This is a genomic window from Photorhabdus kleinii, assembly GCF_025384885.1.
Lineage (GTDB): Bacteria > Pseudomonadota > Gammaproteobacteria > Enterobacterales > Enterobacteriaceae > Photorhabdus > Photorhabdus kayaii.
This window is the reverse complement of the sequence record NZ_JAJAFY010000045.1, coordinates 1-20,602: the sequence shown is the minus strand read 5'-3', so window position 1 is coordinate 20,602 and position 20,602 is coordinate 1. Positions and strand designations below refer to the sequence as shown.

19 protein-coding genes are annotated in these 20,602 nt (G+C 43.0%); 6 read left to right on the top strand and 13 right to left on the bottom strand.

Translation table 11 applies throughout. From position 1 onward, the window contains the following. Positions 1-14: 14 nt before the first annotated feature. From bioD to bioB, 4 genes are read right to left on the bottom strand one after another with little or no spacing between them, the layout of a single operon-like run. Positions 15-695, bottom strand: a complete 681-nt coding sequence (bioD, locus tag LG003_RS17885) for a dethiobiotin synthase (protein ID WP_262981298.1) — start codon at positions 693-695, stop codon at positions 15-17. Beyond that, the gene (bioC, locus tag LG003_RS17880; RefSeq protein ID WP_112876160.1) at positions 688-1,455 is read right to left on the bottom strand and encodes a malonyl-ACP O-methyltransferase BioC; all 768 of its coding nucleotides are present in this window, start codon (positions 1,453-1,455) and stop codon (positions 688-690) included. The genes bioD and bioC overlap by 8 nt, the downstream gene beginning before the upstream one ends. Continuing rightward, a complete protein-coding gene (gene bioF / locus LG003_RS17875; RefSeq protein ID WP_112876253.1) occupies positions 1,439-2,590 on the bottom strand; it encodes an 8-amino-7-oxononanoate synthase in 1,152 nt (383 codons plus the stop codon). Before bioF ends, bioC begins: the two co-directional genes overlap by 17 nt. Beyond that, complete coding sequence (bioB, locus tag LG003_RS17870; RefSeq protein ID WP_112876161.1) at positions 2,590-3,627, bottom strand: biotin synthase BioB; 1,038 nt, start codon at positions 3,625-3,627, stop codon at positions 2,590-2,592. The genes bioF and bioB overlap by 1 nt, the downstream gene beginning before the upstream one ends. 95 nt (positions 3,628-3,722) lie before the next feature. Here bioB and bioA point away from each other — a divergent pair, with 95 nt between their 5' ends. Continuing rightward, the gene (bioA, locus tag LG003_RS17865) at positions 3,723-4,994 is read left to right on the top strand and encodes an adenosylmethionine--8-amino-7-oxononanoate transaminase (RefSeq protein WP_262981297.1); all 1,272 of its coding nucleotides are present in this window, start codon (positions 3,723-3,725) and stop codon (positions 4,992-4,994) included. A gap of 105 nt (positions 4,995-5,099) precedes the next feature. Here bioA and LG003_RS17860 read toward each other — a convergent pair whose 3' ends face one another. Together LG003_RS17860 and pgl are read right to left on the bottom strand one after the other, a co-directional pair. Beyond that, a complete protein-coding gene (locus LG003_RS17860) occupies positions 5,100-6,428 on the bottom strand; it encodes an IS4 family transposase (RefSeq protein ID WP_112876163.1) in 1,329 nt (442 codons plus the stop codon). Between the two features lie 1,087 nt (positions 6,429-7,515). Then, on the bottom strand, positions 7,516-8,502 hold the full coding sequence (gene pgl / locus LG003_RS17855) for a 6-phosphogluconolactonase (protein WP_112876164.1): 987 nt from the start codon (positions 8,500-8,502) through the stop codon (positions 7,516-7,518). A gap of 145 nt (positions 8,503-8,647) precedes the next feature. On the opposite strand from pgl, the gene LG003_RS17850 reads away from it, so the two are divergent. Then, positions 8,648-9,466, top strand: a complete 819-nt coding sequence (locus LG003_RS17850; protein WP_262981296.1) for a pyridoxal phosphatase — start codon at positions 8,648-8,650, stop codon at positions 9,464-9,466. Positions 9,467-9,536: 70 nt separating this feature from the next. Here LG003_RS17850 and modC read toward each other — a convergent pair whose 3' ends face one another. From modC to LG003_RS17830, 4 genes are all read right to left on the bottom strand, one after another. Further along, positions 9,537-10,601: a molybdenum ABC transporter ATP-binding protein ModC gene (modC, locus tag LG003_RS17845; RefSeq protein WP_262981295.1), complete on the bottom strand. Its 1,065-nt coding sequence runs from the start codon at positions 10,599-10,601 to the stop codon at positions 9,537-9,539. Continuing rightward, complete coding sequence (gene modB / locus LG003_RS17840) at positions 10,595-11,287, bottom strand: molybdate ABC transporter permease subunit (RefSeq protein ID WP_041380749.1); 693 nt, start codon at positions 11,285-11,287, stop codon at positions 10,595-10,597. The genes modC and modB overlap by 7 nt, the downstream gene beginning before the upstream one ends. Before the next feature lie 17 nt (positions 11,288-11,304). Beyond that, positions 11,305-12,075: a molybdate ABC transporter substrate-binding protein gene (gene modA / locus LG003_RS17835; protein WP_262981294.1), complete on the bottom strand. Its 771-nt coding sequence runs from the start codon at positions 12,073-12,075 to the stop codon at positions 11,305-11,307. A gap of 248 nt (positions 12,076-12,323) precedes the next feature. Then, positions 12,324-12,458: an AcrZ family multidrug efflux pump-associated protein gene (locus LG003_RS17830; protein ID WP_112876254.1), complete on the bottom strand. Its 135-nt coding sequence runs from the start codon at positions 12,456-12,458 to the stop codon at positions 12,324-12,326. Between the two features lie 182 nt (positions 12,459-12,640). Here LG003_RS17830 and modE point away from each other — a divergent pair, with 182 nt between their 5' ends. The 4 genes from modE (at position 12,641) to gpmA (ending at position 17,102) form a co-directional block, all read left to right on the top strand. Beyond that, a complete protein-coding gene (gene modE, locus LG003_RS17825) occupies positions 12,641-13,432 on the top strand; it encodes a molybdenum-dependent transcriptional regulator (protein WP_112876168.1) in 792 nt (263 codons plus the stop codon). A gap of 176 nt (positions 13,433-13,608) precedes the next feature. Beyond that, positions 13,609-15,084 (top strand): molybdate ABC transporter ATP-binding protein ModF, encoded by a 1,476-nt coding sequence (modF, locus tag LG003_RS17820; protein ID WP_112876169.1) that lies wholly within the window; start codon positions 13,609-13,611, stop codon positions 15,082-15,084. A 281-nt stretch (positions 15,085-15,365) separates the two neighbouring features. Next, positions 15,366-16,190 carry a CPBP family intramembrane glutamic endopeptidase gene (locus LG003_RS17815; protein ID WP_262981310.1) on the top strand — a complete coding sequence of 275 codons (825 nt, stop codon included), beginning with the start codon at positions 15,366-15,368 and terminating at the stop codon, positions 16,188-16,190. Between the two features lie 159 nt (positions 16,191-16,349). Continuing rightward, positions 16,350-17,102 (top strand): 2,3-diphosphoglycerate-dependent phosphoglycerate mutase, encoded by a 753-nt coding sequence (gene gpmA / locus LG003_RS17810; protein ID WP_112876171.1) that lies wholly within the window; start codon positions 16,350-16,352, stop codon positions 17,100-17,102. A gap of 96 nt (positions 17,103-17,198) precedes the next feature. Here the strand turns inward: gpmA and aroG are convergent, their stop codons facing one another. The 3 genes from aroG to nadA form a co-directional block, all read right to left on the bottom strand. Further along, positions 17,199-18,251 (bottom strand): 3-deoxy-7-phosphoheptulonate synthase AroG, encoded by a 1,053-nt coding sequence (aroG, locus tag LG003_RS17805; RefSeq protein ID WP_262981293.1) that lies wholly within the window; start codon positions 18,249-18,251, stop codon positions 17,199-17,201. Between the two features lie 261 nt (positions 18,252-18,512). Continuing rightward, the gene (gene pnuC, locus LG003_RS17800) at positions 18,513-19,238 is read right to left on the bottom strand and encodes a nicotinamide riboside transporter PnuC (protein ID WP_262981292.1); all 726 of its coding nucleotides are present in this window, start codon (positions 19,236-19,238) and stop codon (positions 18,513-18,515) included. Positions 19,239-19,417: 179 nt separating this feature from the next. Beyond that, the gene (nadA, locus tag LG003_RS17795; RefSeq protein WP_262981291.1) at positions 19,418-20,458 is read right to left on the bottom strand and encodes a quinolinate synthase NadA; all 1,041 of its coding nucleotides are present in this window, start codon (positions 20,456-20,458) and stop codon (positions 19,418-19,420) included. Positions 20,459-20,602: the final 144 nt, after the last annotated feature.

Genomic DNA, 20,602 nt, shown 5'->3' with positions numbered 1-20,602 from the left:
ATTAAATTTTCAAATTAATTATTCAGTAATTTTAAATCTATATATTCCCCTAAATGATTAAAATATTCTTGCGTTAAATGAGGAATCATACCTAATAAAGGAGCCGGTAACATACGCTCTAATGTCGCCAAATATTCTTGCTGACGTTTGCCTGCGGGTTCAACCTCATTAGCTATCCAGCCTGCAAAATGTAACCCTGAACCTATAATAGCTTCCACGGTAAGTAGCGCATGATTAATACAGCCCAACTTCACCCCCACTGCCAAAATAACCGGCAGTTGCTCTTTAACCACCCAGTCAGCAAAAGTCACCGATTCTGATAAAGGGGTATACCAACCACCAGCGCCCTCAACTAAAACCCAGTCTGCTTTCTTTTCTAACTGATGCAACCCCGTAGACATAACAGTAAAATCAATAGGTTGATTCAAGTCATCACTGGCAATATGGGGTGATGTTGCTTCAACAAATACTAACGGATTCACTTCTTCATATTGCAAAGATACAGAACTATTTGCCAGCAATGCCAGTGCATCGGAATTACGAATACCTGCCGGTGTTATTTCACTACCAGAAGCAACGGGTTTATAACCTGCTGTTTTATATCCTGCTTTAGTTGCCGCTTGTAACAAAGCACAACTTACAACTGTTTTACCCACTTCGGTATCTGTACCTGTCAAAAACCAGCACTTAGTCACGATGAATCACTCCAAAAACAACCTGATAGCTAAGAGGTAACTGTTCATTTTCTCGTGGATAAGCCTGTTCCAGAGCAGTCAGTCGTCCACGCGTCATCAGTCCTTGCTGTCGCCCATAATGAAGGTGAGTCGCGCCAATCCCTTTCAGAGAACCCAATAGCGGCAATATATGAGAATATTGCTGGCGATAAACCTGACTAATAAGACAATGCCGGAACCCTTGACAGGCATCTTTAATTGTCTGTTGCGGTAGGAACTGATTAATATGCTGGTAGTTATCAACCGCACTCCAAGCTTGCTTCAATTCATGCAATGAACCTTTGGCCAAGGTGGAAAATAGAATTAATCCACCAGGGCAGGTTACCCGATAAAGTTCTCTTAAAGCGCTGGATAAATTATCACACCACTGAACAACCAGATTACTGAAACAGATATCAACACTGTTGTCAGCAAGCCCTAAATGTTCAATATCCGCTTGTAAATAATAGTCAGCCGCCAATTGCTTACGGGCATGAACTAACATGCCTGATGCTAAATCCAACCCAATAACCTGTTTCCCCTGTTGTCGCCAGCGGTGACTAAAAAAACCCGTACCGCAACCAGCATCCAATATTAACTGACCAGGATGTCCAGCGGCTTGTTGCATGAGGAATTCACCGGTTTGCTGCTGTAATTTCGCTACCACATCATAATTGGCGGCCGCTCGTCCAAACGCTCCAGCAATCGCCTGTTTATTGGCAAATTCAGCTACGGAACCCATGCAACGCCTCCATCAACATATCAATATCCTGTGGCATATGACTGGCCGTCAAAGTAATACGTAATCTGGCGCTGCCCGGTGGTACTGTTGGTGGGCGGATGGCTTTAACCCAAATCCCTTTTTGTTGCAGATACTGAGACAAGGACACACTCAGCTCATTATCACTCACAATCAATGGCTGAATTGCGGTAATTGAATCTGTCAGATTGAATGGCAGTTTCTGAGCTTGCCGGCGGAAGTAATTGATATTCTGCTGTAATCGTTGGCGCAATTCATCACCAGATTGTATCTGCCGAACAGCTTCAGAAAGCGCCTGAGCCTGTGCAGGAGGCATAGAAGTGCTGTAGATCAGATGACGGGCATACTGAATTAGATATTCTGCCGTCTGCTCATCACAAAGCACCGCCGCGCCACTCAATCCAAATGCTTTGCCAAAAGTGACAATCAAAATTTCCGGTTTGATTCCCTGTTGCCAACAGCTTCCCCTTCCCTGCTCACCACAGACACCAATACCGTGAGCATCATCCACCATTAACCAGTTGCCAGAAATTCTGGTTTGCTGATGAATATCGGCTAGCGGTGCGCAGTCACCATCCATACTGAACACACCTTCGGTTACCACCAGCGTTTTTCCAACACAAGGCGTTGCCAGTAAATTTGCAAGTGATTCAGGTTGATTATGCAGAAAACGCCGTAGCTGAGCGGGGGAATGCATAGCCGCTTCCATTAATGAAGCATGACTCAGGCGATCGGCAATAATCCGATCCTGTTCCGTCATTAACGCGGCAATGACCCCCTGATTAGCAGAATACCCCGAAATAAACAGTAATGCTTTTGGATAACCCAGCCAGTCAGCCAATTGTTGTTCCAATAGCTGATGAGCCTTTGTATAACCCGTAATATGACCGGAACCTCCACTACCAACACCATATTGTTCAGCTCCCCGCTGCCATGCGGAAATGATTGCGGGATTTGCACTTAACCCAAGGTAATCATTACTGGAAAAATTAAGATATTTGCCATCAGTGGCATACAGGAAACGCCCATCTGATTTCTGATTGACCTGCCGCTGACGCCATAGCGAAGTGTCCCGACGCTCAGACAATTGCCGGGAAAGATAAGATGACCAGTCCATCATAATGCCGCATTATAAAATTGTTCGTTATCCGCATTGATAATGGCTTCTGCCAAATGCTGCTGTTGCTGATTATCACCAAATGCTGTCTGAGTCTGCTGAGGATTAATGCCCAACTTGCGAAATAGTTGTAAATCTTTATCTTCCGCAGGGTTAGGTGTAGTGAGCAACTTACAGCCATAAAAAATAGAATTAGCGCCAGCCATAAAACACATTGCCTGTGTCTGCTCATTCATCTGTTCACGACCTGCGGATAACCGAACATGAGAAGACGGCATCATGATCCTGGCAACAGCAATCGTGCGGATAAAATCGAAAGGGTCTACATCTTCGTTCTCAGCCAATGGCGTGCCTTTGACCTTAACCAACATGTTGATGGGTACACTCTCTGGCGGTTTTGGCAGATTTGCCAGTTGTACCAATAACGCGGCCCGATCACGTATCGCCTCACCCAGACCAACAATACCACCAGAGCACACTTTTATTCCGGCCTCTCGTACTTTATCAAGGGTATCCAACCTGTCCTGATAGGTCCGAGTCGTAATGATGTTGCCATAAAATTCCGGGGAGGTATCAAGGTTGTGGTTGTAGTAATCTAATCCTGCATCCGCCAGCCGCTGCGCTTGTAACCCATTGAGCATGCCCAGTGTCATGCAGGTTTCCATTCCCAATGCTTTGACTTCCTTAACCATTTTCTCCAGATAAGGCATATCCCTCTCATGGGGATTTTTCCACGCGGCACCCATACAAAAACGTGTTGAACCCGCATTTTTAGCCTTACGAGCAGAATCAATCACCTGTTCCACTTCCATCAACCGCTCTTTTTCAAGACCTGTTTTGTAACGGGAGCTTTGCGGGCAATATTTGCAATCTTCCGGACAAGCCCCGGTTTTGATGGAAAGTAGTGTACTAACCTGTACTTGCTGTGGGTCAAAGTAAATACGATGAACCTGCTGTGCTTGAAATAATAATTCGAAAAAAGGTTTATCAAACAGCTCTTGCGCCTGCTTAATTGTCCATTGCTTACGCTCAATCACAATAACATCTCCAGTGTAAAAAAAGTCTAGTCAGTTTAAATAATGCCGCTATACTGTCAACCAATTTTAATAAAATTGGTTGACAGTATAGCCTTATGACTTCTTCTGATATTGAATTTGATCTACACCATATTTGGCATCCCTATACCTCCATGACCAACCCTCTTCCGGTTTACCCTGTTGTTGGCGCTTCTGGGATGGAAATCGAGTTGGCTGATGGCCGTAAGCTAGTGGATGGTATGTCTTCTTGGTGGGCCGCCATTCATGGATATAACCATCCGGTACTGAACCAAGCCGCTAAAATTCAGATTGATCATATGTCCCATATCATGTTTGGTGGAATTACCCATCCACCCGCAATCGCACTTTGCAGGCAATTAGTGGCAATCTCCCCGCCATCATTGGAATGTGTTTTTCTGGCTGATTCAGGCTCTGTCGCAGTGGAAGTGGCTCTGAAAATGGCATTGCAATACTGGCAGGCAAAAGGTGAGAAACGCCAGCGTATTTTGACATTACGCCACGGTTACCATGGCGACACATTCGGCGCTATGTCCGTCTGTGATCCCGACAATTCAATGCATAATCTCTACAAAGGCTATCTGCCACCCCATCTGTTCGCTGAATCGCCTCAGTGCGGGTTTGATTCTCAATGGAACGAGCGGGATATCATGCCATTTCGCACTTTGCTGGAGCAGCATTCCCGTGATATTGCCGCGGTGATCCTTGAACCTATCGTACAGGGTGCTGGAGGAATGCGAATTTATCATCCTGAATATCTGCGTCAGGTCAGAATGCTTTGTGATCAGCACCGGATTCTATTAATTGCAGATGAAATTGCCACCGGTTTTGGCCGCACAGGAAAATTGTTTGCTTGTGAACATGCTGAAATTGAGCCAGATATTTTATGTGTAGGGAAAGCGCTGACAGGCGGCTATATGACACTATCAGCAACACTGGCAACCCGTAAGATAGCCGAAACGATTAGCAATGGTGAAGCAGGCTGTTTTATGCACGGCCCAACGTTTATGGGCAATCCATTAGCTTGCGCCGTAGCAGAAGCCAGTTTGAACTTGTTATTACAAAGCCCTTGGCAACAACGTATTAAATCAATTGAAAACCAGTTAAAGACTGAATTGATGCCACTAAAACATCATGAAAAAGTAGCTGATGTTCGGGTATTAGGTGCAATTGGCGTCGTGGAGATGAAGCAATCCGTGAATATGGCGGTGCTACAACACTATTTTGTTTCTCAAGGTGTCTGGATAAGACCATTTGGCAAGCTGATTTATTTGATGCCACCTTATATTATTCAACCAGAGCAACTTTCACGTCTGACAAAGGCTGTCTCTGGTGCAATTAATTTGTGATTTTTTGTTATTGAAAAAATTTTTCTGAATTTATTGCGAACAGTTAGTAAAGCTGAATTTCAACTCGATCAAAAAAGGCCCCCAACCGGGAGTAATGCCAGTCAGTTAAGCAACTGACTGGCTGTTTTTCTGGGCTTTTCTGTATTTGTAAGGTCTTTCCTTTACTACCCTCGGGAAGGCTCTTTTTCTCCTTACCGGGAGCTTCACTAACTGCGCCATACTCTCCAGATCTCGCATCAGTTCAGGGATTCGACCCGACGAGGCACCCTGTAACGTCATCAGCATCCTCATCACTAGCCCGCACGATTCTGAGAAGCTCAGTTGATTCGGCCAGTAACCTTTCAGGCTTCCTGCCATCTTTATCATCTGATATCTCACCAGATTGTAGGCCAGCAGCACGCCCCATAACTCCTGCTCTACCAGTTCCGGTTTTTTACTCCTCAGCGTCAGCCTGTTCAGCTGCATTGTCTGTTTGATTTCTCGATAACCCAGCTCAATTTCCCAACGGTGGCTGTAAAGGTCTGCCATTTCCCCTCCCGGGTAGCGCATGCCGTCTGTCATTGAGGTCAGGACATGACAGAGTTTTCCTTTCCGGGTAAACGTCAGCAACCGGGCCGTCATGTCTTCTCCCAGGCCCGGCCATTTTTTCCGCGACTGAGGGCTGGTTTTCAGCCTGACCAGGGAATCACCTTTACCCAGCCGCCGTATCTCCTCGTACTGAGCCCCTTTTTTCAACGGTATCATCCAGTGACGATGCTCTCCCGCTTGATGCCAGGCATTCAGCAACCCCAGCGAGTAGTAACCTTTATCAAACAGGGTCAGGGTGTAGTCACCGGTCTGGTCTATCAGCTGCTCCGCCAGCGTATATTCACTTTCTTTCATCGTACCGAAGGCGGCTGCGGTTAACAGATGGCTGGTCAGCTCCATCTGGCAGACCATTTTTACCTGGGGATAAAGTCCCGGTTGCCCGCAGTAGGTTTGACGCGGGAAGGCGGCATCATTCTCCGGGGTATCCTGCGTTCGCCAGACCACCCCATCCACGGCCAGTAATGTCAGACCGCACCAGTGGGGATGAGTCACAGAGTCATGCCACATTTTTGCTGTTTGCGTAAATACACGACGGACAGCATCGCTTCCCAGGCGCTGACGAGCCTGAATAACGGCGCTGGGGGCAACGAAGGGGCGGTTGCCAGGCAGCATAATATCCAGACGGTTGACGATTTGATGAAGGGGCTCTTTGCGTTCCAGCGCCATGCCGACAATACACCAGACCATCATTTCCAGGGGGAGACGACGTTTGCGCAGGGTGACAGTGCCGGATTCGGCGAGGCAGCGGACGATAAGGTCAGGGTTGAGAAAATCTCCGAGAGAGGTTAGTGGGTTGCGGGTGGTGTCATAACAGGAAACGAGGTCAAGAGCTTGAGCAATACGCATAAAAAAATCCGGAAATAAGGAACATTTCCGGATTCTTACACAACCACTGGATCGTTCAACTGATCCTTAACTGATCGGCATTACCCAACCGGGAGCCTTTTTCGAAAAATTTCTTCACACTCCGACCTTCATAGCGAAACCCATCGCCCTCTTTCTATTAATAGAATTGGTAATGAATTAAAAGAAATCAACAAAATCCGAAATCGGTTGTCACATCATGAACCTTTGTGGCGCTCTAAAGATGCATACCAAATAGAACATATAATTAATAAGGTTATTGAAAGTTATGATAAGTGCTTGAAGGTTATCAGGTGGATCAATCCATCTAATTTAAAACTGTTATCCATTATTGAAAATAACATCAAAATGAGTGAGTTATGCAGTGCTCATTCTCTTTGGAAAAATAAACAATTATCAGCGGAGTTATCATCTTTACCAATAAGAACAGGATGGGGTGATGAAAATAAACTAGATGTTACTCATATAGGAGAAATAATAAAGATCGTCGACACCCGATATTCTTTGATAAAAAGCCAAAAGGATAAAGCTATACCCTATGGATTTCAAGATACATCGCGACGGCAAGGGAGTGAATCCCCGGGAGCATAGCAAACTATGTGACCGGGGTGAGCGAGTGCAGCCAACAAAGAGGCAACTTGAAAGATAACGGGTATATATTTTTTGCTAGCTCTAAAGACATGAAATATGGCATTCAAAACTACAACACTGGGACACTAGTACGATTTAGCCCAGAAGCAAGCCCAAATCAGTATCCTAACGCGAAGAATGTTGAACGTGCTTAATTTCGTCAGCGTGGTTAATCATAAATGGTCGCAACAAATTATAGTAAAAAATTGTGTGCCAGTTTATTTCTGTGTATATAACCCGACAAAAATAGCAATTTTAATACTCAAAAGCTTATAGAAAATTTTTACAAAAAACTTTAAAACTCACATAACCAGAAAATTTTGCGAGTAAGTTTAGTGTAACCGGGCAAGCACAGAAAACCATTTTTGCACCTGTCCGGTTGCATTAACGCAAATTTGCTCTAACAATTACTGGTTATTTACATAAATGTCTACCAGATTCACAGGGCCAGCACAGTAACCCACATCGGACCTTTGCCAACCGAATAACGCGCTAATTCAGTTAATTCACCGGTATATTTATCTATAGAAGAAACTGAAATATGGTCAGACTTTTGACCTGATGCAATTAGGTATTTTCCGCTATGATCGATAGCAAAACCTCGCGGCTGAGTTTCAGTTTTATAGTGCCCAGCCAGCGTCAAATTAGAACCATCTTGTGAAATAACAAAATGGCTGATCAAACTTGAAGTCCGTTCACTGGTATAAAGGTGACGACCATCCGGTGTAATATGAATATCAGCAGACCAACGAACACCCGCTAAATCCGCCGGCAATGAATCAATCGTCTGAATAAGCCGGTATTTTTCCCACTTGCGATAAACATCCACCGTAGAATCCAGTTCATTAATACAATAAATCACCTGCTGATTTGGATGAAATGCCATATGACGAGGACCCGCACCCATTGCCGTAGTGATTTCCTCAGCGCGTTTTTCTGTTAGATAGCCCTCTTCTGCCATCTCAAAAATACGGATGCGATCTTCTTTCAGACAAGGAACCAATAGTTGTTTATTATCCCAGTCAATATTAACCGAATGCGGTGCTTGCAAGCCTGCAATAACCTGAACAGGTTCGCCCACAATACCTTGATCATCAATTAGGCTAACACTCAAATTGTTATAACTATAGGAGGCAGAGAATAGAAAACGGCCCTGTTTATCAGTAGAGATATGAGTCGGGCTACCCGGTATTGATGAAATCCCCTGTTGTACCAGTTCCCCACTAGAGCCAATCTGGTAAGTGACAATACTGAATTGTGGTCGGATGCCAACATAAAGATGTTTACGATCCGGGCTAACCACCATGGGTTGTACTTCCCCCGGTACATCAACTGTCTGAATGAGTGATAACTCACCTTCATTATTCAAGCTCCAAACATGAATCTGACAACTGTTTGGACTCGCCGTATAAACCACTTGTTTCATCTTCACTCCTTAATTATCCATTACCATTTTATTGTGCTGTAACGACTCGATTGGTTTTATCGGTTAAACTCACCGCACAATTGGTGTAGCTTTATTCAGTTCTAATGTAATATCCTTACATTATATATAGTTATGAGGCTAATTTATGTCATATCGCATCATTGTACTGGATCTGGATGGTACACTACTCGATCCTCAAAAAAATATCCTGCCAGAATCACTCATTGTACTAAATGAAGCACGTAAAGCTGGTATTAAGGTGCTAATTGCCACTGGCCGTCATCATGTTGCTATCCACCCTTTTTATCAGGCTTTGCAACTCGATACTCCTGCCATCTGCTGTAATGGTACTTATCTGTATGATTACCATGAAAAGAAAGTTTTAGCCTCAGACCCACTGTCAACTCAGGAAGCTACAAAAGTTCTCACCCACTTAAAAAACACAGATATTCACCGTCTGATGTATGTAGATGATGCCATGTTATATGAAGAACCGTATGACACAGTTGTCCGTACCATAAAATGGTCTGAAACCCTACCTGAATCTCAACGCCCAACTATGCGACATGTTAATAGCTTTCAACATGCTATTGACGAAGTACAGTCTATCTGGAAATTTGCAACCTGTTCTCCTGATTTGGCAAAACTGGGGGAAGTGACTGCACAAATCGCAAATGACACAGGTCTTTCGTGTGAATGGTCATGGTTCGATCAAGTGGATATTACCAAGAAAGGTAACAGTAAAGGTATGCGCTTGAAACAGTGGGTTGAATCACAGGGAATGAAGATGAAAGATGTCATTGCTTTTGGTGATAATTTTAATGATCTGAGCATGCTGAAAGCCGCCGGACTCGGTGTCGCTATGGGTAACAGTGTGGATGCGATTAAAGAACAAGCCGATCTGGTAACACTGGATAATACTCAGTCAGGTATTGCCGAAGTTATTCGCAAGTATGTCCTTTAATTGCTTGTCTGACAAAATGACTGTACGGGGAACCCTCCGATAAGCTCCCCGTTGTTATTTATAGCAGAGACTACAGTTGCCGATTAAGAGAAACACTTTTTATCTGAGCATAAAGCCACTGCCCAGACCGCAAATTAAGTTCATCCCTTGCCCATGGAGTGACCCTTGCCCATAAATAGTGGCCACTCAACACCAATTTGACATCAACGTGTCCATCATCATCAAAGAACTCAACCACTTTCACCGCTAAAATATTACGGATACTACTGCCGCGAGGAGGTTCCAGTACCAATGAAACATCTGAAGCATCTATTCTGATACGCAAATAGGTTCCCGGTTGAACATCAATTTTCGGCAACCATAAAGCCTGGTCAGCTAATGCCACCGCTGTCATTTCATAACGATTATGGTGTTCAACCATTGAAACATTCAGAATACTGCTAAGCGTCTCTTTTTGTAACCAAAGACGTAATGCACTACTGGACCAAACCTCTTCCAATTTTCCCGTTGCCCTGACTTTTCCGTTATCCATGACGAGTACATTTTCTGCCAGACGAAGAATCTCATCCAGATTATGGCTGACATATAAAATCGGGATGTTGACCTCTTCAGAAAGCTTTTCAAGATAAGGCAGTAGTTCTCTTTTACGGGGGAGATCCAGCGATGCCAACGGTTCATCCATTAACAACAGATCCGGTGCCGTCAATAAAGCACGACCAATAGCAACCCGCTGCTTTTCACCGCCGGACAAGGTAAGAGGAAAACGTGATAGTAAGTGCCCAATTCCTAGCAAACTAACAATGCTATCAAATTCTGGCTTCATCTCCGGAGACATCCCGTATTGGAGATTACCTTTTACTCGATAGTGAGGAAAAAGCCGGGCATCCTGAAAAACATAGCCTATACGACGCTGCTCTGATGGCAAGCAGATACCTTTTCCAATATCTACCAACACATGATCATTAAGGGCAATCCGCCCTTTCTGCGGGCGTATCAAGCCAGCAATAACATTTATCAGTGAAGTTTTCCCAGCGCCTGAAAGACCAAAAACAGCCGTGATCCCCTCAGTAGGTAGCTGTGTATTGACTTGTAAATGAAGATCACCAAGTTGTTGCTCAAAATCTAGCTCTAACATGTTGCTCCCAAACGTCTCCTTCCCCAACGGGTTAGCCATTCAGAAACCATCAGTGACATCAACGCTAGAATAATGGCAATGATGCACAAACGAGCCGCAGCCGTTTCTGCTCCAGGTGTTTCAATCAAGGTATACATTGCCAGAGGGATCGTCCGCGTTTCGCCTGGAATATTGGATACAAAAGTGATAGTTGCGCCAAATTCACCCAATGAACGGGCAAATGCCAACACAGTACCCACAATAACCCCAGGCAAAGAGAGCGGCAATGTGATAGTAAAAAATACCTTAAAAGGATTCGCGCCCAAAGTACGAGCAGCCTGCTCCAACCGCCGATCAACACCTTCCAGCGCCAGACGTATCGCCCTGACCATCAACGGAAAAGCAACAATAGCAGAAGCCAGCGCAGCACCACGCCAACTGAACGCAAAGCTGATGCCAAACCAGTCATATAACCATTCACCGATAAATCCACGACGTCCCATACTGATCAGCAGCAAATAACCCACTACCACGGGTGGTAACACCAGCGGCAGATGGATAATGCTGTCAAGTAATGATTTACCGGGAAACTGGAAACGAGCAAGAATCCATGCCATCAAGATCCCAAATGGCAGACTAAGTAACACTGCCATACCGGACACTTTCAGGCTCAGGATGATAGCTTGCCATTCGTATTCACTCAACATCGCCAAAAAATTTATTCCTAAAGTGGGTGAAAACCATAACGTTTAAAAATTTCAACGGCTTTAGGGGTTTTCAAATATTCATAAAAATCGAGAACGGTGGGATTACTATGATCTTTGATAATCGCCATTGGGTATTCAATCGGTTTGTGGCTCTTTGCCGGGAAAATCCCCACCACTTTGACTTTATCACTGGCAACGGCATCCGAACCATAAACAATGCCCAATGTGGCTTCAGCACGTTCCACCAGCGCCAAACCACTGCGCACATTGCTGGTACGCGCCAGCAGAGGATTAACCTTCTCCCATGCTGCTAAATATTGCAGAGACTCTTTAGCGTAAATCCCCACTGGAACATGATCTGGATCACCAACAGCAAGACGACCGTCCTCTAATAAGGATTTCCATTTGGTTTCTTTATTAATATCAACTTTATTGAGTTTACTCGCTTTCGGTGCAATCAGAACGAGTTGATTGCCCAACATAGTCAACCGAGTTTCATCAATAATCAGTTTCTTCCCGGCAACATAATCCATCCACTGTTGATCAGCGGAAATAAAAATATCTGCCGGCGCACCTTGCTCAATCTGGCGAGCCAAAATGGAAGAGGCGGCATAAGAAGCCACCACTTCACCTTTTTTCTCTCGCTTATACAGCGCCGCAATATCATCAAGTGCATTAGTCAACGAGGCGGCAGCGAATAACGTGACTTTTTCCGTAGCCCACGCTTGCCACGTTAAAGCAAAAGAAACGACAACGCCGACTAGCAGTTTGCCAAAACTCTTTTTCATTTGTTTTCCACCTGCTTCTTACCTATTAGTTCATCGTGTATAACAAGATATAACGTCAATTGGAAGAGTGTTCCAATATTAATCGGCAAACTGTGAGCAACTTTTACTATCTAATTTAATTCGAAGTAAAATACTGTAATAGGAAAACCAAATGAATAAAATGGAATTGATTATGATTAATTAAGACAAATTACCCGGTTAATCACCGGGTAATCAGAATAGCATCTGGTGTAAAAGAAATATTAGTTTTACTTTTCAGAACGACCAATACGGGAAACGATATTAAACAGTTCCCCAAGACCATAAATTAAACCTAAAATTCCGGCCGTCACTACCGGTACCATGACCAGGGCGAAAGCCATACTTTTAATCAACTCAAACATGGTAGCCTCACACAATGGCTCATTAAATGAGCCAGCAACATAACACATTTTTAACCATAGCGGGTAATACCGCTATAATTAGTACCATTCTAGACAAAGACAGACAACAGTAACCGGCTAAACGTGCGTTTTTCGGGTTAGCCTATCAAAATTTACGATTATATTTACTAAAAAAAACTATCATGCAAGCCGAAATTCTACTGACACTGAAATTACAACAACGGTTATTCGCAGATCCACGGCGAATATTATTACTAAAACAGATTAAAACAACGGGTTCTATCAGTCAGGGAGCAAAACTGGCCGGCATCAGTTATAAAAGCGCTTGGGACGCAATTAACGAAATGAATCAGCTAGCAGACGAAATACTGGTAGACCGTGCTACCGGTGGTAAAGGAGGCGGCGGGACAAATCTTACCCATTATGGCGAACGTCTATTGCAACTTTACGATCTACTGACACAAATTCAGCAAAAAGCCTTTGATGTGCTAAAAGATGACCAACTTCCCCTCGACAGTCTGTTAGCGGCCATTTCCCGTTTTTCTCTGCAAACCAGCGCCCGTAACCAATTCTTTGGCACAATTACTGACCGTGACCATAATCAGGTGCAGCAACATATCCGCATCTTGCTGACAGATGGTCAAACATCACTGAATGCGGCATTAACAGAACAAAGCGCTAACCGTCTTGGCTTGGTAAAAGGTAAAGAGGTATTGGCGCTCATTAAAGCACCTTGGGTAAAACTCACTAAAGAGCCGTTCTCTATCGGTCATTTCGACAATACCCTGACAGGGCTTATCAGTAAAATTGAAACGAGCGAAGAGAACACAGAAATTATTATTGTTCTTGATGGCGGTGAAATCCTCTGTTCTACTCTGCCCAATCAAGAAGCAAATAACCTGAAACTACATTCTGGAGATAAAATCACTGCACTTTTTAATGCTGACCAAGTAATTATTGCAACTCTGTGTTAAGAATTGACTCTATTATCACTGAATAATTAGAAATATCCAGGAATATTATGGTGTTATGTACCTTACACATCCCCTAGTGTCCGATATTAAATGTTAATTAAAAGTTAATATTGACATTCCTCGGCATTCCGCTTATTTGTGGAAAGATATTTGCGTTGCTTAAAAAGGAATAAAAGATGTCTGAATTGCAAATAACGCAAGGCTGTTTCCGTTTAAGTGATACTCGTACCTTGCAGTTATCATCACTAAAAATAGCCTCTGGCGAAAATTGGGCTTTTATTGGCGCTAATGGTAGCGGAAAATCATCATTGGCCCGTGCGCTTTCAAATGAATTAGTCCTACTTTCCGGCGAACGAAATTGCTCATTTCGCAGGTGCGCCCGCGTCTCTCTAGAACAATTACAAAAACTGACGGAAGAAGAATGGCAACGCAATAATACTGATATGCTCAGTGATGATGAAGATGATACCGGCCGCACTGCGGCAGAAATTATCCAGCTTTATCATAAAGATAATGAACTTTGCCTGGAACTGGCAAAACAGTTCGGTATTATGGATCTACTTTCCCGTCGTTTTAAATATCTTTCTACTGGTGAAACCCACAAGACATTACTTTGCCAGGCACTGATGGCTTCACCTGATTTGCTGATTCTGGATGAACCTTTTAATGGTCTTGATCTATTTTCCCGTGGTCAACTCGCTGAATTACTGGAAAAATTGTCATCAAAAGGAATCGTTTTGGCACTTATCCTTAACCGGTTCAGTGAAATCCCAGATTTTGTTGATCAGATTGGCGTACTAGCGGATTGCCAGCTAACCTCTGTTGGCACCAAAGAAAAAGTGATGGCAGATTCATTGGTGGCTCAACTGGCGCACAGTGAAAAATTGGACGGTATTCATTTACCTGAAACAGATGAATTTCCTGTCGATAATCAGCTACCGTCCGATCAGCCTCTGATTATCCTACGTAACGGTATCATTCAATATAATGATCAGCCAATTTTGCATGGGCTAGATTGGCAAGTGAATCCAGGTGAACATTGGCAAATTATTGGCCCAAATGGTGCCGGAAAATCAACGCTTCTGAGTCTGATTACTGGAGATCACCCTCAAGGCTACAGTAATGAGCTGATCCTGTTTGGCCGTCAACGCGGTAGCGGCGAAACCATTTGGGATATCAAACGCCATATTGGCTATATTAGCAACAGCATTCATCTGGAATATCGTGTCAGCATCAGCGTTCGTAATGTGATTCTGTCCGGTTTCTTCGATTCAATTGGTCTTTATCAGACAGTATCAGATCGCCAGCAGCAACTTGCTGATGAATGGCTGGCTTTATTGGGATTATCTGTTCAGATTGCCAACGGCCCGTTTCACAGCCTTTCATGGGGACAACAACAACTTGTTCTGATAGCTCGCGCACTGGTTAAACATCCTGCTTTATTAATCCTTGATGAACCTCTCCAGGGGCTTGATCCACTCAACCGCCAGTTAGTATTACGTTTTATTGATGTCATGATCACTGATGGCGATACTCAACTACTGTTTGTTTCTCATCATCAGGAAGATGCGCCGCAATGCATTACTCACCGACTGATATTTATTCCTGATGGTGATCTATACCGCTACAAAACGGAGAAAGTTTCTGATTGATTTCTAATAGTTCCCCGTTATGCGGGGATCTTACTTATGAGTCTAGCCAATCTTCATCACAGCCATTTCTATTAGTACCTTAATAAGGTGATTAATCCTTGACCAAACAATCTGAATTAAGGAACGATTATTACCAGTATGAGAGCTTCGACCAGTGAAAAAACATCGCAATTTAGTTATCATGCATTATTATTTTCGCTTACTAAATAACATCCATCACCAATTTTTGGTCTGCTTTTCAGATCCTTTTTTAATTTGTTAAAAATAAAGGGAAATATATGATTTGGGGTTTACTTGCTACATCACTAGCATTATTAGCTATACACCGCACTACTGCACTGATTGCTCTACTGGCCGCAGTTATTACCGGATTTGTCACACAAACTATGATTTATCCGGCAATCGCCACTATTGCAATTATTTTTTTGTTAGGTGCGCTACGTATCTATTTTCAACAAAATAACATCATTAAAATCACAACTGAACTGCTATTACTCGCCTTTGCAGTGGCATTATTCCTACATCTGCTCCCAGGTTTTAATAATCTGAAATATCTCGATAAAGTTCAGGTAGGCCCTCATAGTGCCCCATTCTCAATGTATTTCAACTTTGACAAAGCACTCATTCCTTTCCTGCTGTTATGTTGCATGCCTAGCCTATTTACAACAAAGCCACTGACCAAAATTCGACCTTATGCATGGATAATCTTAGCTATTGTTATTCCTGTATTGTTAAGCATAGCAACGGCTCTCGGAGGGCTCGCAGTTGAACTGCACATGCCACAATGGTTACCGATGTTTATATTGGCCAATATTTTCTTCGTTTCTCTGGCAGAAGAAGCGCTATTCCGTGGCTATATCCAACAGAGGTTAAGTCAGTGGATTAACCCCTATTTTGCCCTGATCATCACCGCTTTGATTTTTGGTGGCGCACACTTCGCCGGCGGCCCATTACTGATGATGTTTGCTACACTTGCCGGATTAATATATGGGCTAGCATGGATGTGGAGTGGCCGTCTGTGGGTCGCTGTTGGGTTCCATTTCGCACTCAACTTAGTTCATTTGCTGTTCTTTACTTACCCAATCAAGTTGGTGACCGCACTATAAACGTGTCAAACTTGCCCGGTATCTATTCAGCAATCTGCAAGAAATTCAGCTTTTCAAGCAAATAAAGTTTGAAACAAGACTATTGATTGCTGCTCTAGTGCATAGGGCAATATAATGCGCTCAGTTATCATTAAGTTTGATTTTTAAGGAGTTTAAGCTATGGCTGTCACTAAACTGGTTCTGGTAAGACATGGCGAAAGCGAGTGGAACAGAGAGAACCGTTTCACTGGCTGGACTGACGTCGCGTTATCTGAAAAAGGTCGCGCCGAAGCTCAACAAGCAGGGCAACTGTTGAAAGAAGAAGGTTTTGTTTTTGATTTTGCCTACACCTCCGTGCTAAAACGCGCTATCCATACGCTGTGGAACATTCTGGATCAGGTTGATCAACAGTGGTTACCTGTTGAAAAAAGCTGGAAACTAAATGAACGTCATTATGGTGCTCTGCAAGGTTTGGACAAATCAGAAACCGCAGCTAAATACGGCGATGATCAGGTTAAACTATGGCGTCGTGGTTTTGCTATCACCCCACCAGATTTAACTAAAGATGATGAACGTTTCCCAGGCCATGATCCACGTTATGCAAATCTGAAGCCAGAAGAGTTACCCGTGACTGAAAGCCTGGCGACGACTATTGAACGCGTGATCCCTTACTGGGAAGAAGTTATCAAACCGCGTGTTGCTCAAGGTGAAAAAGTGATTATCGCAGCGCACGGTAATTCTTTGCGTGCTTTGGTTAAATATCTGGATAATATGAGCGAAGAAACTATTCTTGAGCTAAACATCCCAACAGCAGTACCTCTGGTTTATGAATTCGACGAAAACATGAAACCAATCAAACATTACTATCTGGGTAACGCTGATGAAATCGCAGCAAAAGCCGCGGCTGTAGCAAACCAAGGTAAGGCGAAATAATTCATTGCCTATAACAAACTGCTGACACCCTATTTTCCAGCAAATATAAAAAACCGGAGTTGTCGATTCCGGTTTTTTTACATTGGAAAAATGTTATCAGCCACGACGCGCTTTTATTGCCGACGACAATTGACGTAACAAAATTTCAGTGTCAGCCCAACCAATGCAAGCATCAGTAATACTTTTGCCATATACCAATGGCAGACCACTATCCGGGTTCTGATTTCCTTCTTCCAAATGACTTTCTACCATCACTCCGATAATCGCTTTCTCCCCTGCGATAATCTGCCGACTTACATCTGAACACACATCCATCTGCTTCTTAAATTGTTTGGAACTATTTGCATGACTAAAATCAATCATAATTCTTGCCGACAAACCGGCTTTTTCCAAATCTTGCTTTACGGCTGCAACATGTTCAGAACTGTAATTTGGCTCTTTACCACCACGCAAGATAATATGACAATCGTTGTTTCCGCTGGTATTCACAATCGCGGAATGTCCCCATTTAGTGACAGAAAGGAAACTGTGAGGGGAACCCGCCGCATTAATCGCATCAATAGCAACTTTTATCGCACCATCGGTACCATTTTTAAAACCAACTGGACAAGAAAGACCAGAAGCCAACTCACGATGGACTTGAGATTCCGTTGTACGCGCGCCAATCGCTCCCCAACTCATCAAATCGGCTAAATACTGTGGAGAAATCATATCCAGATATTCACCCGCAGCCGGTAGCCCCATGTCATTAATATCTCGTAACAACTGACGAGCTAAACGCAAACCATCATTAATATCAAAACTATGATTCATATGAGGATCATTAATTAACCCTTTCCAGCCAATGGTTGTACGCGGTTTCTCAAAATAAACTCGCATGACAACTTCCAGATCCTCTTTCAGGTCCTCACGCAATTCATTCAGCCGCCCGGCATATTCCATTGCTGCTTTAGGATCATGAATAGAACATGGCCCAATCACAACCAACAGACGATCATCCTCCCCCGTCAGAATTTGATGAATCGTTTTGCGAGCCTTACGTACTGTAAATGCAGCCTTTTCAGTCGCTGGAAATTTTTCAAGTAGTGCCACAGGAGGTAATAATTCTTTTATCTCTTTAATTCTTATATCATCATTCTGATAATTCATAACCCTCTCTCATCTAACATCTTTGTATATTTAATTAAAGCAATCTTGTGATTTTAATCTAACTGTTAGAAGCCAAACTGTAAATATTCTTTGCAGAGAATAAATAAATCAATGCTTAACTCAAAACATAGCAAGATATTGTCAATATGTGGTTAGCTCTATTCTTATGGTTGAAATATCTTTAGAAATGAGAATTATCAAAGTAAATACCTAAAAATATGCCAGAAATCGACAAAACAATTCTCTGGCATAATCAGGAAACTATTTCATATGAGATAATGGCAAAGAATGGTTTTCCTTAGCTGCCTGAATCCATAAACGGGAGCCATTAAATGCAATGCCCAAGAGAATCACATACTGCAACGACATTGCCAGCACACCTTGATGGAAATAGATAACAACGCTTATCACATTGATAACTATCCACACCAGCCAGTTTTCGACATATTTGCGGGTCATCAGAATCATTGCCACAATAGATAGCACTGTCATTGTCGAATCCCAGAATGGGAATGCATCGGGCTGCAATATCGGCATCTGAACATTAAAGCCAAATTTTTGCATAATCGTAACGGCAATCTGAGTCAGATAGCCAAAGACTCGATCAATATTAAAAGTCATAATGGCAATCAATAGCACAGAAATTAGACTAATTATTACCGCCTTATTCAAACTTAACCAACGTATTTTAAGTTCAATCTGCTGCTGATCATTAACCCTACTCCAAGCATACCAACCATAAATATTTGCCGCAAAGAAGAATAATTGCAGCAATAAACTGGCATAAAGTTGAATTTGGAAGAAAATCACCGCAAATAATGTGACATTAATTAGCCCAAACAAATAGTTAATTATCTTCTCCTGACTGGCAAACCAAATACATAACAAGCCAGCAATCGTACCTACCGCTTCAATCCACGATAAATCATACCCTCCTTTTCCCAGAGGTATATTTACTAATATGTTGTTAATACTGAAAAAATCCATCTGTTATATCCTATTATTATCTATATCCGTCATCTTTCAAGTTGCCTCTTTGTTGGCGGCACTCACTCACCCCGGTCACATAGTTATCTATGCTCCCGGGGACTCGCTCCCTTGCCGTCGCGATGCATCTTGAAATCTATAGGGTATACAATAAAATATTACTCTCATTATTCAATTTTCTATTTTAACTGAGTTGCAAAATCAAGCATCCTATTTAAAGGAATAAGTGCCTTTTCCCGTAATTCTTTTTCAACCAATATCTCATGCTGAACCCCTCCCTGTTCCAACCCCTGAACGATGGCTTGTAAACCATTCATTGCCATCCATGGACAATGAGCACAGCTACGGCAACTCGCTCCTTCTCCAGCCGTAGGTGCTGCAAATAACTGCTTCTCAGGACACACTTGCTGCATTTTATAAAAAATGCCTTTATCTGTTGCCACAATCAGTTTCTGATGCGACAAAGATTGCGCTGCTTTGATTAATTGGCTGGTCGAACCAACAGCATCAGCCAGATCAATAACAGCGTGCGGTGACTCAGGATGAACCAATACCGCAGCATCGGGATGCAGACCTTTCATCCTTAGCAAAGCCTGAGTTTTAAATTCATCATGAACAATACAAGCCCCCTGCCAACAAAGAATATCGGCTCCTGTTTGTTTACGGACATAATTCCCCAAGTGGCGATCGGGTGCCCAAATTATCTTCTTTCCCTGATTATCCAGATAATCGATCAGTTCAACAGCAATACTTGAAGTCACAACCCAATCCGCTCGTGCTTTAACGGCTGCTGATGTATTTGCATAAACCACTACGGTACGATCAAGATTGTTATCACAAAACTGGGTGAACTCTTTTTCAGGGCAACCAAGATCTAGAGAACACTCAGCTTCCAACGTTGGCATTAAAACACGCTTTTCAGGGTTGAGAATTTTGGCGGTTTCACCCATAAATCGCACACCGGCAACTAATAAAGTAGAGGCCGGATGATTATTGCCAAAACGTGCCATTTCCAATGAATCTGCAACACACCCTCCTGTCTCTTCAGCTAAAGCTTGGATCTCAGGATCGGTGTAATAATGTGCAACCATAACAGCATCCTGCTGTTTCAGAAGGCGTTTAATTTTTTCACGGCAATGTTTTTTTTCATCCTTACTGAGAAAAGCAGGTTTGGGTGGGAACGGATAAATAGTTGAATTAAAATCAATATACTGGTTCATTGCTCTGGCTCTCTGTTTAGTATATGGTTCTAAAAAGCGAAAATTTTGGTTTTTATCCCGAAAATTTGCCCGCACTTGTTTAACATACTAAACAAAATAACCAATTTATAGTAATTTATTACGAAATATTTTGTCTGTGATAGC

Bases quoted from the DNA above. Each gene is read 5' to 3' on its own strand.
- modB (WP_041380749.1), bottom strand. From the start codon at position 11,287: ATGTTGAGTGAATACGAATGGCAAGCTATCATCCTGAGCCTGAAAGTG.
- modA (WP_262981294.1), bottom strand. From the start codon at position 12,075: ATGAAAAAGAGTTTTGGCAAACTGCTAGTCGGCGTTGTCGTTTCTTTT.
- modF (WP_112876169.1), top strand. From the start codon at position 13,609: ATGTCTGAATTGCAAATAACGCAAGGCTGTTTCCGTTTAAGTGATACT.
- bioC (WP_112876160.1), bottom strand. From the start codon at position 1,455: ATGGGTTCCGTAGCTGAATTTGCCAATAAACAGGCGATTGCTGGAGCG.
- pgl (WP_112876164.1), bottom strand. From the start codon at position 8,502: ATGAAACAAGTGGTTTATACGGCGAGTCCAAACAGTTGTCAGATTCAT.
- LG003_RS17860 (WP_112876163.1), bottom strand. From the start codon at position 6,428: ATGCGTATTGCTCAAGCTCTTGACCTCGTTTCCTGTTATGACACCACC.
- gpmA (WP_112876171.1), top strand. From the start codon at position 16,350: ATGGCTGTCACTAAACTGGTTCTGGTAAGACATGGCGAAAGCGAGTGG.
- nadA (WP_262981291.1), bottom strand. From the start codon at position 20,458: ATGAACCAGTATATTGATTTTAATTCAACTATTTATCCGTTCCCACCC.
- bioA (WP_262981297.1), top strand. From the start codon at position 3,723: ATGACTTCTTCTGATATTGAATTTGATCTACACCATATTTGGCATCCC.
- modE (WP_112876168.1), top strand. From the start codon at position 12,641: ATGCAAGCCGAAATTCTACTGACACTGAAATTACAACAACGGTTATTC.
- aroG (WP_262981293.1), bottom strand. From the start codon at position 18,251: ATGAATTATCAGAATGATGATATAAGAATTAAAGAGATAAAAGAATTA.
- LG003_RS17830 (WP_112876254.1), bottom strand. From the start codon at position 12,458: ATGTTTGAGTTGATTAAAAGTATGGCTTTCGCCCTGGTCATGGTACCG.
- LG003_RS17850 (WP_262981296.1), top strand. From the start codon at position 8,648: ATGTCATATCGCATCATTGTACTGGATCTGGATGGTACACTACTCGAT.
- pnuC (WP_262981292.1), bottom strand. From the start codon at position 19,238: ATGGATTTTTTCAGTATTAACAACATATTAGTAAATATACCTCTGGGA.
- modC (WP_262981295.1), bottom strand. From the start codon at position 10,601: ATGTTAGAGCTAGATTTTGAGCAACAACTTGGTGATCTTCATTTACAA.
- bioF (WP_112876253.1), bottom strand. From the start codon at position 2,590: ATGGACTGGTCATCTTATCTTTCCCGGCAATTGTCTGAGCGTCGGGAC.